The sequence below is a fragment of the Amycolatopsis sacchari genome (genome assembly GCF_900114035.1).
GTDB lineage: Bacteria > Actinomycetota > Actinomycetes > Mycobacteriales > Pseudonocardiaceae > Amycolatopsis_E > Amycolatopsis_E sacchari.
Genome location: NZ_FORP01000002.1, coordinates 194,698 through 209,933, shown reverse-complemented (window position 1 = coordinate 209,933; position 15,236 = coordinate 194,698). Strand labels below are relative to the sequence as shown.

Here is a 15,236-nt window from a genome sequence, read left to right as displayed (position 1 = left end):
GCTATTCGCCGATGACCGGCGGAGTCGTGCGGACGTCGGTGCCGAAGATCGAGTCGGGATCGGCCTCGACGAGGTAGTCGGGACGCTGGTGCTCCTCGTCCTCCTCGCCGCGCCCGCGCTGCCCGGCCGCGCCCATCGGGGCGCCGTTCGCGCTGCGGGCCGCGTTCCGGCTCGCGGCCGCTTCCTCGGCGGACGCCGCGCTGGCGAGGTTGCCCGCTCCGCTGCTCTTGCCCGCGCCCAGGCGGCCCTCACCGCTGCCGAGGCGCCCTTCGCCACTGCCGAGCCGACCCTCGCCGCTGCCGAGACGTCCTTCGCCGCTGCCGCCGCGTGCGAGTCGTTCGGACGCGCTGCCACGCCCGAGCCGCTCTTCGGCCGCGCTGCTCCCGCGGCCTGTGGTGCGACGGTTCTCGTCGTCGTACAGCCGGTTCGCGGCGCTGCCACGCCCGCCACCGGTGCCTGTGGAGGTGGTGCCGCGGTTGGGCGTGGGGCCGGGGCGCCGGGTGTTGTCGTAGCCGCCGGAAACGTTCGGCACGTACGCGCTCGTACCGGTGCCGCCGCCCGTGTTCGGGCCGGTGCCGGACAGGTTCGGCGGCGCGCTGACGGGCCCGGGGTTGCCGCCGGTCTGCACGTGGGGCGTGTTGACCGGCGCGGCACCGCTCAAGGTCGGGGGCGCGCTGACGGGACCGCCGCCCTGCGGGCTGCCCACGGAGGAATAGGCCGTGGACGACGAGGCCCGGGTGACGTCGGTGTACCCGGAGCCGATGGAACCGACGTGGGTGACGCTCGACGAGCCGAGGCTGATGGAGGCTGTGTCGGTGGGCAGCACCTTGTAGTCGGTCGGGATGCGGCCGCGTGTGTCACCGGTGGCCGAGCTGTACTGCTCCATGACGCGGACGTTGTTCTCGTTGGCCGCGTTGGTCTTCGCCATGCCTTCCTGGTACGACTTGACGTCGCTCACCGCAAGCGACGGCCCGACGATCGGGATGGCCGACTTGAAGGCGAGGTTCCACCCGCTGGGCTTCTCGGGCGCGGGCGGGACGGGGACGACGTTCGAGCGGGCGTTCTCGAACAGGTCGGACTGAACGCTCATCGAGGCGTTGGTGATGACCAGCGGCTCGGCGGAGTCGGTGAACGCCTGCGCGAGCGGGTTGGCACCGGCGTACGCGGCGTTCCCCGAGCTGCCGGTCCAGGCGGCGTTCATGCGGTTCTGCAGGTCGCGGATCGCGGTCGCTTCCTGCTCGTACTCACTGGCCAGCTGCTGCACGGCCTGAGCCGCCGCCTGAAGCGACTGCGAGCTGCCCTGCGTGAAGTTGTGGTAGACCTCGGTCCCGTTCATCCCCATTTCACGAGCCCCCCTGCAAGGTGGTGATCACGGCGGCCGCGACCTGCTCGGCCGCAGCACACGAATCCTGCTGCCCGGAGTAGCCGTCGACTCCCGCGCTGAACGTGAGATCGTCCGCGATTCCCACGTACACCGAGCACTTCCCCTGTGCACGCCGGTCCTGGGTGTCGGCGAAGACCGCCGGATATCCGGAAAGGTCGGTGGGATCGGCGTACGCGTAGCCACCGGCGTCGCGGGTCCGGTAAACGGCGGACAGACCGCCGTTGCGCTCGCCCCGGAGTATCTGGAGCCCGACGCTCAGGTTCTTCGGCTTCGCCCCGCTGACGTCGATCCAACCGCATCCCGGCCCGAACGGGCTGTCGGCGTCGGTGGGGGTCGGATCGCTGAAGCCGAGCTGGGACACCAGCTGCGGTGGCACCAGGTCACATGGGCGGCCGACGTAGGCGCTGGGGTCCAGCGGGTTCGAGACGCGCGGCGCGGCGGAGGCGGCTCCCGACGAGGTCGGCGACGGAGCCGGATTTCCGGCCTGTGGCTGGGAGCAGCCCGAAAGGAGCGCGAGCGAAAGCGCGACGATGCCGGTGGTTATCGCGAGAGGCCGCTTCATCACGCTGACTAGTTCTCCGTAGTGCCCTTGAACGCGGCTTTGTGCGCGTCCTCGTCGGCCTGTTTCGCGTTGGTCGCGTCGGTCAGTTTTTGGATGTAGTTGCCGACGTAGTCCAACATCGACTGGTGCTGGTTGTACAGCAGGTCGAGCGACTCCCGCGCCCGCCGGAGGTAGCCCTGGCTCTCCGGGTCGTCGGCGAGCTGGCTCAGCTGGCCCCGGGCCAACTCGATCAGGTTCTTCTTCTTGGTGATACTCGCCTGGCGGTCTTTCCACATGCCGAGCACGGCGTTCATCTCGTCGATGCTCGGGAAGACGAACCCGCCCTCGCCGCCGGCTTCGGCCACCTTCGTGCCGATCATGCCGTCGGACCCCCAGACGGTGTACGCGCCCTGCTGGGGCTCCACGCCGAGGGCCCGCTCCCAGAAGCCCCCTCCGTCCGCTTCGAGCACAGCTACCTCCCCCGCTCCCACCACGGTGACCGTCTGACGCAGGAGCCTAGCGGACGGTTCCGCCGAACGGCGGCACAATGAACTGATCAGCACCCCGGGCGCGGGCGCCTGCGGGAATCGCCGATCACGGCCAACTCCCGCTTCACGAGCCTCCCTGCAAGGTGGTGATCACGGCGGCCGCGACCTGCTCAGCCGCCGCGCACGAATCTTGTTGGCCGGAGTAGCCGTCCGTGTCGACGGAGAAGGTGCTGTCATCAGTGACCCCGACGACGAGAGCACACTTCCCCTGGCCTCGACGGTCCGTGGTGTCCGCGTAGGCAGCCGGATAGCCGGAGATCTCGGTCGGTTCGACGAACCCGTAGAGGCTGCCGTTCAGCGACTGCACCCTGGCGATTCCTCCGTCGCCCTTGCCGTCGATGACGCCGACGGCGACGTTCAGGTTCTTCCCGTGGGCCGTGCGGACATCGATCCAGCCACAGCCAGGGCCGAGCGGACCGTGGGCGGCACTGGGTTCGGGATCGGAGTAGCCGAGCTGGCTGATGAGCGACGGGGGAACCAGTTCGCAGGGCTTGTCGCTGTACGAGGCGAGCGCGGGAAGCGGGTTGCTCACCTTCGGAGCGGTCGGCGCCGAGGTAGCGGAGGTCGCTGGTGGGAGCGGGGATCCGCCGGTTCTGTCGGTACAGGCCGCGGCCAGCGCGAGGACCGAAGCGGCGACCGCGAGTAAGAGGAGTCCACTCGATCTCATCGTGCGCCCGAGTTCTCCGGAGAAGTCAACGCGGCCCGCTCCCACCACGGTGACCGTCTGACGCAGGAGCCTAGCGGACGGTTCCGCCGAACGGCGGCACAATGAACTGGTGACCACCACGGACCCGCTGCCCGCACTGGTCGGGTTCGCCACCGCCCTCCGCGAGGCCGGCGTGCCCGCGAACCCCCAGCGGGTGCAGGCGTACCTGAACGCCGTGGAGCAGGTCGACCTCGCCGACATCAACCACCTGTACTGGGCCGGACGGGTGACGTTGTGCGCCGATCCCGACGACCTGCCCCGCTACGACGACGCCTTCGCCCAGTGGTTCGCCGCCGAGCCGCCCGGGCCGAAGCCCGTCACGGTCGCCAAGGAGAAGAAGGCCCGGATGGCCGCGATGTCCGGCGAGCCCGCCGGGGACGGCCAGGCCGAGGACCAGGCCGACGAACTGCGCGTCGCCGCCACGGACACCGAGTTGCTCCGCCAGCGGGACCTCGCCGAGCTGACCGCCGCCGAACGCCGCCACCTGCGGGAACTGCTCGCCGTGCTCAAGCCGGTCCCCCCGGTCAAACGCTCGCTGCGGCGGCGCCCCGCCCGCAAGGGCACGCTCGACCCCGACCGCACGCTGCGCGGGATGCTCGCCCAGGGCGAAATCGTGAAGCTCGCCCGCCGCGCCAAGGCCACGCGCCCGCGCCGGGTCGTCCTGCTGCTCGACGTGTCCGGTTCGATGTCCCCGTACGCCGACTCGCTGCTGCGGTTCGCGCACGTCGTCGTGCGGAGCGCGCCCGCCAGCACCGAGGTCTTCACCCTCGGCACGCGCCTCACGCGCGTCTCCCGTCAGCTCCGCCAGCGCGACCCGGAACGCGCGATGCTGGGCGCCGGCCAGGCGGTGCCGGACTTCGCCGGCGGCACGCGCCTCGGCGAAACGCTCCGGATTTTCCTGGATCGCTGGGGACAACGGGGAATCGCGAGGCGGGCGGTCGTCGTTGTGTTCTCCGACGGATGGGAACGCGGCGACCCGAGCCTGCTCGGTGAGCAGCTGGCCAGGATGCGGAGGTTGGCGCACGCTGTCCTGTGGGTGAACCCCCACGCGGGACGGGCCGGTTACGCTCCGGTGCAGTCCGGAATCGCGGCCGCGCTCCCGCACCTCGATCACCTGCTGGCCGGCCACAGCCTGGCCACCCTGGAACGACTGCTGGTGGAGATACGCGATGCATGACGTACTTGACGAGCTGTACAAGCGGTGGGCCGAGGGCGAGGCCGTCGGCCTCGGCACGGTGGTCTCCACGTTTTCCAGCGCCCCGCGCGCGCCGGGGGCGGCGATGCTGGTCGGGCAGGACGGGGAGGTCGTCGGCAGCGTGTCCGGCGGCTGTGTGGAAGGCGCCGTCTACGAGCTGGCGCAGGAGGTCGTCGCCGAGCGCAAGCCCGTGCTGCAGCGCTACGGCGTCAGCGACGACGACGCCTTCGCGGTGGGCCTGACCTGCGGCGGGATCATCGACATCTACGTCGAGCGCGTCGACAAGGACACCATGCCCGAGCTGCAGGACGTCGTCGACTCGGTCCACAAAGGACAGCCTGTCGCGGTCGTGACGGTGATCGAGCACGAGGACGCCGACCGCGTCGGCAGGCACATGATCGTGTGGCCCGACCGCACGAAGGGCACTCTCGGCACCGCCCGCATCGACGACGCGGTGGTCGACGACGCACGCGGCCTGCTCGCCACCGGCCGCACCGGCACCCTGCACTACGGCCTGGAGGGCGAGCGCCGCGGCGAGGGCATGTCGGTGTTCGTCAACTCGTTCGAGCCGCCGCCGCGGATGCTGGTGTTCGGCGCGATCGACTTCGCCGCCGCGATGGCCAGGATGGGCGCGTACCTCGGGTTCCAGGTCACGGTGTGCGACGCGCGGCCGGTGTTCGCGACGGCCAGCCGGTTCCCCAGCGCCGACGAGGTCGTGGTCGACTGGCCGCACCGCTACCTCAAGGCCGAGGCCGAGGCCGGCCGCATCGACCGCCGCACCGTCATCGCCGTGCTGACGCACGACCCGAAGTTCGACGTGCCGCTGCTGGAGGTCGCGCTGCGCCTCGACGTCGGCTACGTCGGCGCCATGGGCTCGCGCCGCACCCACGACGACCGGATGGCCCGCCTGCGGGAGGCCGGCCTGACCGACGAGGAGCTGGCGCGGCTGTCGTCGCCGATCGGGCTCGACCTCGGGGCGCGCACGCCGGAGGAGACGGCCGTGTCCATCGCCGCGGAGATCATCGCGATGCGGTGGGGCGGCGGCGGCAAACGGCTCGCCGAGCTGTCGGGACGCATCCACGGTTAGTTCCACAAGTCGGTGATCGAAGTCCATATTTTTGTCACTTCGTGCACTGTGGATCTCCGCGGATGCGGAGCGATCGATGACGTGAAAGCGCATTCGCGGAAGGGGTGTGTCAAGTTCCCCGAGCGGGGACTTGTCCCACCGCGACAGAAGGAGCAGGCTCCCGGTGTGAAGGCGATCACCCCAGCTCCCACCACTGGAGGGCCTCAATGCGTATCACCGTCACCGTCGACGGAACCCAGTACTCCGACGAGGTCGAACCCCGCACGCTGCTCGTCCACTACCTGAGGGAGACGCTCGGCAAGGTCGGCACCGTCATCGGCTGCGACACGAGCAACTGCGGGGCGTGCACGGTCCACCTCAACGGCCAGAGCGTGAAGTCCTGCTCGGTGCTCGCCGTGCAGGCGGACGGCTGCGAGATCACCACGGTCGAGGGGCTGGCGCGCGACGGGCAGCTCCACCCCGTGCAGCAGGCGTTCCACGACAACCACGCGCTGCAGTGCGGTTTCTGCACGCCCGGCATGATCATGCAGTCGATCGACCTGCTGGCGGACAACCCCGATCCCGACGAGAAGGCCGTCCGCGAGGGGCTCGAAGGCAACCTGTGCCGCTGCACGGGTTACCAGAACATCGTGCGTGCCGTGCAGGACGCCGCACGCCACATGAGCCCCGGCGCCGGCCCGGAAGCCGAGCGCGTCAGCGAGGCCCGCGAGACGAGCGCGATCGGGGGCGAGTGACGTGACCGCGACGATCGAGCCCGAGGTCGGCAAGGCCCGCACCCGCAAGGAGGACGCCCGGCTCATCACCGGGCGCACCCGCTGGACGGACAACCTGACGCTGCCGGGTCTGCTGCACGTGGCGGTCCTGCGCAGTCCGTACGCCCACGCGAAGATCAACGGCATCGACACCGCCGAGGCGAAGACCAAGCCCGGCGTCGTCGCCGTCTACACCGCCGCGGACCTGGACCCGGACGGCAGCATCGGGATGCCGTGTGCGTGGCCCATCACGCCGGACATGAAGAGCCCGCGACGGCCGATCCTCGCCGCCGACCGCGTGAACTTCGCCGGTGAAGGCGTGGCGGTCGTCGTCGCGCGCAGCAAGGCCGAGGCGCAGGACGCGCTCGAAGCCATCGACGTCGACTACGAGGAACTGCCCGTCGTGCTCGGGCTGGAGAACGCGCTCGCCGAAGGCGCGCCACTCGTGCACGAGGAACTGGGCACGAACCGCAACGCGCTGTGGGTGTTCGACAGCGGTGAAGCGGGTTCGGGCGGAAATGTCGAAGAAGCGATCTCCAGCGCCGAGGTCGTCGTCAAGCGGCGGTTCCGGCAGCAGCGGCTCATCCCGGCCTTCATGGAGCCGCGTTCGTGCGTGGTGGACCCGACTGGTGCCCAGATCGTGATGTGGTCGGCCACGCAGGTGCCGCACATCCTCAAGACGATGGCGGCGCTCACCCTCGGCATTCCCGAGCACAAGCTGCGGGTGATCGCGCCGGACGTCGGCGGCGGGTTCGGCGGCAAGATCGCCGTGCTGCCGGAGGAAACGATGTGCCTGCTGCTCGCGCAGAAGCTGGGCAAGCCGGTCAAGTGGACCGAGTCGCGCTCGGAGACGATGCTCGCCGCGCACCACGGCCGCGACCAGATCCAGGACATCACGATCTCCGCCAACCGCGACGGCACGGTCACCGGGCTGAAGGTCGAGCTGCTCGCCGACATGGGTGCGTACCTCGGGCTCGTCGGGCCGGGTGTGCCGATCCTGGGCGCGTTCATGTTCAACGCGATCTACAAGATCCCGGCGTACCACTTCGCCTGCACCAACGTGTTCACCAACACCACGCTCACCGACGCCTACCGCGGCGCCGGGCGGCCGGAGGCCACGTTCGGCATCGAGCGGATCATGGACGAGCTCGCCGCCGAGCTGGGCATGGACCCGATGGAGCTGCGTGAGAAGAACTGGATCAAGCACGAGGAGTTCCCGTACACCACCGTTTCCACGCTGACCTACGACTCGGGCAACTACGAGGCCGCGACCGAGAAGGCCATGCAGTTGTTCGACTACCACGGGCTGCGGCGTGAGCAGCGGGAACGCCGGGAGCGCAAGGATCCGGTGCAGCTGGGCATCGGCATCTCGACGTTCACGGAGATGTGCGGGCTGGCGCCGTCGCGGGTGCTCGGTTCGCTCGACTACGCGGCGGGCGGGTGGGAGCACGCGTCGGTGCGGATGCTGCCGACCGGCAAGGTCGAGGTCGTCACGGGCGCGTCCGCGCACGGCCAGGGGCACGAGACGGCGTGGAGCCAGATCGTCGCCGACCAGCTGGGCGTGCCGTTCGAGGACGTCGAGGTGATCCACGGCGACACACAGTCCTCGCACAAGGGCATGGACACCTACGGCTCGCGTTCGCTCGCGGTGGGCGGGATCGCGGTGGTCAAGGCAGCGGAGAAGGTCGTCGCCAAGGCCCGCACGATCGCCGCGCACCTGATGGAGTGCTCGCCGGACGACCTGGAGTTCGCGCAGGGCAAGTTCACCGTGCGTGGCACGGACAAGTCCACCACGATCCAGGACGTCTGCTTCGCGACGTTCGCCGCGCACAACCTGCCCGACGGCATGGAGCCGACGCTGGACTCCGAGGCCGTGTTCGACCCGGAGAACTTCTCGTTCCCGCACGGCACGCACCTGTGCGCGGCGGAGGTGGACACCGAGACGGGCCGCGTGACGCTGCGGAAGTACGTGTGCGTCGACGACGTGGGCGCGGTGGTGAACCCGCTGATCGTCGAGGGCCAGATCCACGGCGGGCTGGCGCAGGGCATCGCGCAGGCGTTGTTCGAGGAGGCGGTCTTCGACGAGAGCGGCACGCTGACGACGGGCACGTTCGCGGACTACCTGCTGCCGTCCGCGGCGGACCTGCCCTCGTTCACGACGGACCGCACGGAGACGCCGTCGACGACGAACCCGTTGGGCGTCAAGGGGGTCGGCGAGGCGGGCACGATCGCCTCGACCCCGGCGGTGGTGAACGCGATCGTGGACGCGGTGCGGCACCTGGGTGTCGACGACATCGAGATGCCGTGCTCGCCGATGCGGGTGTGGGCCGCGATCCACCGCGGCAGCAAGGACGCCGGTGGCCTCGGCAGCGAGGCCGGCGGCGGGCTCGGTTCGATCGACGCTTCGGGAGGTGCGCAGTGATCCCCGCTGCCTTCGACTACACCGCTCCGTCCACTGTGGACGAGGCGGTCCAGGCGCTGGCGGCCGCGGGCGAGGACGCCAAGGTGCTCGCCGGCGGGCAGAGCCTGCTGCCGGTGCTGCGGCTGCGGCTCGCGGCGCCGTCGACGATCGTCGACCTCGGCAAGATCGCCGAGTTGCGTGGGGTCCGCGAGGACGGCGACGCGCTGGTGATCGGGTCGATGACCACGCACTACGACGTGCAGCGGGACCACCTCGTCGCCGAGCACGCCGCGCTGCTGGCCAGGGCGACGGACACCGTCGCCGATCCGCAGGTCCGCCACCGCGGCACGTTCGGCGGCGCCATCGCGCACGCCGACCCGGCGGGTGACCTGCTCGCCCCGGCGCTCGCGCTGGACGCGGAGATGGTCATCGCGGGCACGTCCGGCCGCCACACGGTGCCCGCCGCCGACTTCTTCCAGGACATGTTCACGACGACGCTCGCGCCGGACGAGATCCTGGTCGAGGTGCGGGTGCCCAAGCACACCGGCTGGCGGGCGCACTACGAGAAGTTCAACCGGGTCGCACAGGCGTGGTCGATGGTGGCCGTGGCGGCGACGGTGCGGACCGAGGGCAGCAGGATCGCCGAGGCCCGCATCGCGTTGACGAACATGGGCGCGACGCCCGTGCGCGCCACGGCGGTCGAGCAGGCGCTCGTCGGGCAGGAGGCGACGCGGGAGACGATCCGCGCCGCCGCCGCGCACGCCGCGGAGGGCACCAACCCGACCGCGGACGGCAACGCCGACGTGGAGTACCGGCAGGAGCTGGCGCGAGTACTGACGGGTAGGGCGGTCAGCGCGGCTGTCACCGGGTGAGAGGAACCCCTCGGAGGGCATCCTGACGGCGTAAAGTGCCGTCAGGATGCCCTTTCCGGCATCTGCCCTACGAGGACGAAGGGAGGTCAGGCCGTGCGGCTTGACCACGAGTTCACCGTTCCGGCGCCGCCCGCCCAGGTCTGGCAGGCCGTCATCGACCCGGAGAGCGTCGCGCCGTGCATGCCAGGGGCGAGCCTGACGAAGGTCGAAGGTGACACGTTCACCGGTACGGTCAAGGTCAAGCTGGGGCCGATTTCCCTGCTGTACAAGGGTTCCGGCGAGTTCCTGGAGAAGGACGAGGCGGCCCGCAGGATCGTGATCAAGGCGTCGGGGAAGGACTCGCGTGGCGCGGGCACCGCGGCTGCCACGGTCACGGTGACGCTGCACGAGGACGGCACCGGCACCAAGGGCACCGTGTCGACCGACCTGAACGTGACCGGCCGCCCCGCCCAGTTCGGCCGCGGGATGATCTCCGAGGTCGGCGGCAAGATCCTGGACCAGTTCGCGACCAACCTGGCGGAGAAGCTGGGGGGCGGCGAAGAGCCGGAGCCGGAGACGACGGCCACTCCGGAGGCCGCCGAGCCCAAGCCGAAGCTGGAGTCGGTCAAGCCGGCCGAGCCGAAGGAGACCGAGGCCCTCGACCTGTTCGACCTGGCGGGCAACTCGGTGCTCAAGCGCCTCGCCCCGGTGCTGGCCGGGGTCGCCGGGCTCCTGGTCGTGGTGGCGATCATCCGCGCGATCCGCCGGAAGTGATCTCGGGGGCCGGGGGAAGCCCCGGCCCCCGCTCGCCGTTGTACGTGGAGTGCGTACAGAAACCGACGTGGCCGTGATCGGCGCGGGGCAGGCGGGCCTCTCCGCCGCCTACCACCTGCGTCGCACCGGCTTCCGGAACGGCACCGGCTTCGTCGTCCTCGACCACGGCAAGCGGCCGGGCGGCGCGTGGCAGTACCGCTGGCCGTCGCTGAAGCTGGGCAAGGCGCACGCGATCCACGACCTGCCGGGGATGGCGCTCGGGGAAGCCGACCGCGACCGTCCCGCGTCGGAGGTCGTGTCGGAGTACTTCGGCCGCTACGAGCGGACGTTCGACCTGCCCGTCGTGCGGCCCGTCGACGTGCTGTCCGTGCACGACGAGGGCGAGCGGCTGCTGGTCGAGAGCGCGACCGACACGTGGGCGGCCAGGGCGGTGATCAACGCGACCGGCACCTGGGACCGGCCGTTCTGGCCGTACTACCCGGGGCAGGAGCGGTTCCGCGGCCGCCAGCTGCACACGGCGGACTTCGAGAGCGTGGAGGAGTTCCGCGGCAAGCACGTCGTCGTGGTCGGCGGCGGTGCGTCCGGAGTGCAGCTGCTGCTGGAGATCGCCGAGGTCGCGAGCGGTACGACGTGGGTGACCCGCCGCGAACCCGAATGGCTGGACGCGGAGTTCGGTCCGGAGATCGGACGGCAGTCCGTCGCGAAGGTGGACCGCAGGGTGCGCGCGGGACTGCCGCCGGGCAGCGTCGTGAGCGTGACCGGGCTGGCCCTCACGCCGGACGTCCGGCGTGGCCTGGAGCAGGGGATCCTCGACCGCAAGCCGATGTTCGACCACCTCACCGAGCACAGCGTCGTGTGGGCGGACGGCACGGAGCGGCACGCCGACGCGATCCTGTGGGCGACCGGCTTCCGCGCGGCGCTGGACCACCTGGCGCCACTGCACCTGCGGGCGCCCGGCGGTGGCATCCGCATGGACGGCACCCGCGTCGTCGCGGACCCGCGGCTGCACCTGGTCGGGTACGGCCCCTCGGCGAGCACGATCGGCGCCAACCGCGCGGGCCGGGCGGCGGTCACCGAGATCCGCCGGTATCTGGAGGGTCGGGGGTAGGGCTACTTCAGCAGTTCTTCGGTGCGGTCCCAGAGGGCACGCGCGAGGTCGGCGTCCTCGATCTGGCGGTTGGTCCGGCCGGGCTTGCGCCGCACGTAGAGGCCCCCGGACTCCCAGTCCACGCCCGGTTTGCCCTGGATGAGCCACAGCAGGGTCCTGGCGCCCTTGTCCGGGCCGGGCAGCAGGGCGCGCAGCGCGGGAGTCGTGTAGAGGAGCCGCATCGGCCGGCTGGTGGACCCGGTGGCGAAGTTCGTCGCGACGCCGCCCGGGTCGAACGCGGCTGCCGAGAGGCCCTGCGCGTGGTACCGGCGGTGCAGTTCCTTGGTGAACAGGACGATTTCGAGCTTCGTGAAGTTGTAGACCCGGACCGGCGCGAAGTCGCGGTCGTGGTTCAGGTCGTCGAGGTCGAGCTTGGCGGCCAGGCGTGCGCTGAGGCTCGCCGTCTGGAACACGGCGGCGCCCGACGCGATCAGCTTGTCGCGCAACAGCTGGGTGAGCAGGAACGGCGCGAGGTAGTTGACCTGGAAGGTCTTCTCGAAGCCGTCGACGGTCTTGGCGCGTTCGCCGAAGAGGCCGCCGGCGTTGTTGACGAGCACGTCGATGCGGGGGTACGCCGTGTTCAGGTCATCGGCGAGCTTGCGCACCTCGTCGAGCCGGGTGAAGTCGGCGACGAACGAGTCCACCCCGAGCTCGCCCGCGACGGCGGCCGTCTTCTCCGGCGAGCGGCCGACGACGACCACCCGGTGACCGTCGCGGTGGAGCGTGCGCGCGGCCGCGGCGCCGATGCCATCGCTCGCGCCCGTGATGATGACGGTCTTTCGCTCGCTCATGCGCTGCCTCCCAGCCGGTACCGCGAGGATACGGACGGACCGGCGCCTCCGCTGATCAACTGCCCTTCCGGACGGGAAACGAGGATCTCCCGCCTCTACAGCGGCAGCGAGAACACCCGCCGGGCGTTGCCGCCGAGGAACAGCTCCCGCGCCTCCGCGCCGAGCCCCAGGTCGTCCAGCCGGTCGAGGCACTGGGCGGGCGTGAGCATCGGGTAGTTGCTGCCGAACAGCACTCGCGTCCGGCCCCGGCCGCGCATGAACTCCACCAGCTCCTCCGGCAGCCGGTGCACCGCGTACGCCGAGGTGTCCACGTGGAAGTTCGGGTACTTCCGCACCAGCGACAGCACTTCCGCCAGCCACGGGTACCCCACGTGCCCGCCGACGACCACGAGCTGCGGGAAGTCCAGCAGCACCTCGTCCAGGTACGGGATCGGCCGCCCCGGTTCGGACGGGCACAGCGGCCCGGTGTGCCCGATCTGCGTGCAGAACGGCACGTCCTCCTCCACGCACGCGACGTACACGGGGTAGTAGCGGCGGTCGTTCGGCGGCAGGTTCCACAGCCACGGCACCACCCGCACGCCCACGAAACCCAGGTCCCGCACGCAACGCCGGATCTCCCGGACGGCACGCACGGGATCGGTGAGGTCGACGGTCGCGATGCCCGCGAACCGGTCGGGGCGGGCCTGCACCAGTTCGGCGACCTCGTCGTTCGAGATCAGCACCCCCTGCGGGCCGTGCCACGCCGACAGCAGGCCGATCCGCACGCCGGCGCGGTCCATCGCACCGAGCGTCGCCGCGACCGGGGGCGCTGCGCGGTCGAGGTCCGTCCAGCGCAGCAACGGTTCGAGCCACCGCTGGTCGAGGAAACGCTGGTTCGGCTGCTGCATCCAGACGTCGATGATCTCGTCGGCCATTCCGCCCCCTTGACAGCGCTCGTCAATGGACCAATAGTAGCCCTTTGACGGGGTTGTGGTGGCGCGGAAGGGTGTGCGGATGAACAGTGCCAGAGGCATGCTCACCCTCGACCGCCTGCGGGAACTGGTCGAAGAAGGTGTGATCGACACCGTCCTCGTCGCGATGACCGACATGCAGGGGCGGCTGCAGGGCAAGCGGTGCGCCGCCGAGTACTTCGTCAACGAGGTCGTGCCGCACGCGACCGAGGCGTGTGACTACCTGCTCGCCGTGGACGTGGACATGAACACCGTGGACGGCTACGAACTGTCCTCGTGGGAGAAGGGTTACGGCGATTTCGTGCTGCGCCCGGACCTCACGACGCTGCGCCTGCTGCCCTGGCACCCGGGCACGGCGCTGGTGCTCGCCGACGTCGAACGGGTGCGGGGCGGCGACGTGCCCGTCTCACCCCGGCAGGTGCTGCGCCGTCAGCTCGACCGGCTGGCCGAGCGCGGGCTTTCCGCGTTCGTCGGCACGGAGCTGGAGTTCATCGTCTTCGACGACACGTACGAACAGGCGTGGCAACGCGGTTACCGTGAGCTGACGCCCGCCAACCAGTACAATGTGGACTATTCGATGCTCGGCACCGGGCGGATCGAGCCGTTGTTGCGGCGCATCCGCAACGAGATGGGTTCGGCGGGGATGTACGTCGAGTCAGCCAAGGGCGAGTGCAACCCGGGCCAGCATGAAATCGCTTTCCGGTACGCCGAGGCGCTGTCCACTTGCGACAACCACAGCATCTACAAGACCGGTGCCAAGGAGATCGCCGCGCAGGAGGGGCGCAGCCTGACCTTCATGGCGAAGTACAACGAGCGCGAGGGCAACTCCTGCCACATCCACATCAGCCTGCGCTCCGCCGACGGCGAGCCGGTGCTCGCGGGTGACGGCCCTGGCGGGTTCTCGCCGCTCATGACGCACTTCCTGGCCGGGCAGCTGGCGTGCCTGCGCGAGCTGACGTACTTCTTCGCGCCGAACATCAACTCCTACAAGCGGTTCATGCCCGGCAGCTTCGCGCCGACCGCCGTCGCCTGGGGGACCGACAACCGGACGTGCGCGCTGCGCGTCGTGGGGCACGGCCAGTCGCTGCGCGTGGAGAACCGCGTGCCCGGCGGCGACGTGAACCCGTACCTGGCCGTGGCCGCGCTCGTGGCCGCCGGGCTGCACGGGATCGACAACGAGCTGCCGCTGGAGCCGGAGTTCACCGGGAACGCTTACGGTGCCGAGAAACCGACCGTGCCCGCGAACCTCCGCGACTCCGCGCAGCTGCTCGCGGAGAGCAAGGTCGCGCGAACCGCGTTCGGCGATGACGTCGTCGAGCACTACCTGAACGCCGCCCGCGTCGAACTCGCGGCCTTCGACGCGGCCGTCACCGACTGGGAGCGGATCCGTGGTTTCGAGCGGCTCTAGGCCGGTCATCGGCATCTCCACCTACGTCGAGACGGCGAGTTGGGGTGTGTGGCAGACGCCTGCCGCGCTGCTGCCCCGGTCTTATGTGGACGCTGTCGTCGCGGCCGGTGGTGTGCCAGTCCTGTTGCCGTCTGTGGGAAGCGATGTCACGGCACTGTCCGCAGTGGACGCTCTGGTGATCGCGGGCGGCGCGGATGTTGACCCCGCGCGGTACGGACAGCAGGCGCACGAGAAAACGGTTTCCCGGCCGGAGCGGGACGCATTCGAGTTCGCGCTCACCCGGGCGGCGCTGGACCGGGGGCTGCCGCTGCTCGGGGTGTGCCGGGGCATGCAGGTGCTGAACGTCGCGCTCGGCGGGACGCTGACCCAGCACCTGCCGGAGGTCGTGGGGCACGCGGACCACCAGCCCGCGCCCGCGGTGTACGGGCACAACCGGATCACCCTGGCCGACGGGAGCCGGGTCGCGGGGATCCTCGGCGTGGAGGCGAAGGGGCACTGCTACCACCACCAGGCGGTCGCTTCGCTGGGCGAGGGCCTGCGCGCGGTCGGCTGGGCGTCGGACGGCACGGTGGAGGCCGTCGAGGTGCCCGGCTCGCGGTTCGTGCTGGGCGTGCAATGGCATCCGGAGCAGGACGTCGAGGACGTGCGCCTGTTCGCCGCACTGGTCGACGCGACCCGCTCGTGAAGGACGTGAGGAACGA

15 protein-coding genes are annotated in these 15,236 nt (G+C 70.6%); 9 read left to right on the top strand and 6 right to left on the bottom strand.

Translation table 11 applies throughout. The features are described from left to right. Position 1: 1 nt before the first annotated feature. From BMZ92_RS05060 to BMZ92_RS05045, 4 genes are all read right to left on the bottom strand, one after another. Complete coding sequence (locus BMZ92_RS05060) at positions 2–1,336, bottom strand: PPE domain-containing protein (protein ID WP_177228546.1); 1,335 nt, start codon at positions 1,334–1,336, stop codon at positions 2–4. Between the two features lie 7 nt (positions 1,337–1,343). After that, positions 1,344–1,946 (bottom strand): DUF3558 domain-containing protein, encoded by a 603-nt coding sequence (locus tag BMZ92_RS05055; RefSeq protein ID WP_091504533.1) that lies wholly within the window; start codon positions 1,944–1,946, stop codon positions 1,344–1,346. A gap of 8 nt (positions 1,947–1,954) precedes the next feature. Continuing rightward, on the bottom strand, positions 1,955–2,395 hold the full coding sequence (locus BMZ92_RS05050) for a hypothetical protein (protein WP_091504532.1): 441 nt from the start codon (positions 2,393–2,395) through the stop codon (positions 1,955–1,957). 142 nt (positions 2,396–2,537) lie between these two features. After that, on the bottom strand, positions 2,538–3,140 hold the full coding sequence (locus tag BMZ92_RS05045; RefSeq protein ID WP_091504531.1) for a DUF3558 domain-containing protein: 603 nt from the start codon (positions 3,138–3,140) through the stop codon (positions 2,538–2,540). Positions 3,141–3,246: 106 nt separating this feature from the next. Between BMZ92_RS05045 and BMZ92_RS05040 the strand changes: the two genes are divergently transcribed. The 7 genes from BMZ92_RS05040 (at position 3,247) to BMZ92_RS05010 (ending at position 11,347) form a co-directional block, all read left to right on the top strand. Next, a complete protein-coding gene (locus tag BMZ92_RS05040; protein ID WP_425425793.1) occupies positions 3,247–4,356 on the top strand; it encodes a vWA domain-containing protein in 1,110 nt (369 codons plus the stop codon). Beyond that, positions 4,349–5,461 carry an XdhC family protein gene (locus BMZ92_RS05035; RefSeq protein WP_091504529.1) on the top strand — a complete coding sequence of 371 codons (1,113 nt, stop codon included), beginning with the start codon at positions 4,349–4,351 and terminating at the stop codon, positions 5,459–5,461. Before BMZ92_RS05040 ends, BMZ92_RS05035 begins: the two co-directional genes overlap by 8 nt. 206 nt (positions 5,462–5,667) lie before the next feature. Then, a complete protein-coding gene (locus BMZ92_RS05030) occupies positions 5,668–6,195 on the top strand; it encodes a (2Fe-2S)-binding protein (protein ID WP_091504528.1) in 528 nt (175 codons plus the stop codon). 1 nt (position 6,196) lies between these two features. Further along, on the top strand, positions 6,197–8,635 hold the full coding sequence (locus BMZ92_RS05025) for a xanthine dehydrogenase family protein molybdopterin-binding subunit (protein ID WP_091504527.1): 2,439 nt from the start codon (positions 6,197–6,199) through the stop codon (positions 8,633–8,635). Further along, positions 8,632–9,486 carry an FAD binding domain-containing protein gene (locus BMZ92_RS05020; RefSeq protein ID WP_091504526.1) on the top strand — a complete coding sequence of 285 codons (855 nt, stop codon included), beginning with the start codon at positions 8,632–8,634 and terminating at the stop codon, positions 9,484–9,486. The genes BMZ92_RS05025 and BMZ92_RS05020 overlap by 4 nt, the downstream gene beginning before the upstream one ends. A gap of 93 nt (positions 9,487–9,579) precedes the next feature. After that, a complete protein-coding gene (locus BMZ92_RS05015) occupies positions 9,580–10,239 on the top strand; it encodes an SRPBCC family protein (RefSeq protein WP_091504525.1) in 660 nt (219 codons plus the stop codon). A gap of 49 nt (positions 10,240–10,288) precedes the next feature. Further along, positions 10,289–11,347 carry an NAD(P)-binding domain-containing protein gene (locus BMZ92_RS05010; protein ID WP_091504524.1) on the top strand — a complete coding sequence of 353 codons (1,059 nt, stop codon included), beginning with the start codon at positions 10,289–10,291 and terminating at the stop codon, positions 11,345–11,347. Between the two features lie 2 nt (positions 11,348–11,349). Here the strand turns inward: BMZ92_RS05010 and BMZ92_RS05005 are convergent, their stop codons facing one another. Beyond that, positions 11,350–12,177 (bottom strand): SDR family NAD(P)-dependent oxidoreductase, encoded by an 828-nt coding sequence (locus BMZ92_RS05005; RefSeq protein WP_091504523.1) that lies wholly within the window; start codon positions 12,175–12,177, stop codon positions 11,350–11,352. Positions 12,178–12,272: 95 nt separating this feature from the next. Then, positions 12,273–13,091 (bottom strand): amidohydrolase family protein, encoded by an 819-nt coding sequence (locus BMZ92_RS05000; RefSeq protein ID WP_091504522.1) that lies wholly within the window; start codon positions 13,089–13,091, stop codon positions 12,273–12,275. Between the two features lie 79 nt (positions 13,092–13,170). On the opposite strand from BMZ92_RS05000, the gene BMZ92_RS04995 reads away from it, so the two are divergent. Continuing rightward, entirely contained in the window at positions 13,171–14,535 is a 1,365-nt protein-coding gene (locus BMZ92_RS04995) for a glutamine synthetase family protein (protein ID WP_177228545.1), read from the top strand. After that, a complete protein-coding gene (locus BMZ92_RS04990) occupies positions 14,516–15,220 on the top strand; it encodes a gamma-glutamyl-gamma-aminobutyrate hydrolase family protein (RefSeq protein ID WP_091504520.1) in 705 nt (234 codons plus the stop codon). Before BMZ92_RS04995 ends, BMZ92_RS04990 begins: the two co-directional genes overlap by 20 nt. Positions 15,221–15,236 lie beyond the last annotated feature (16 nt).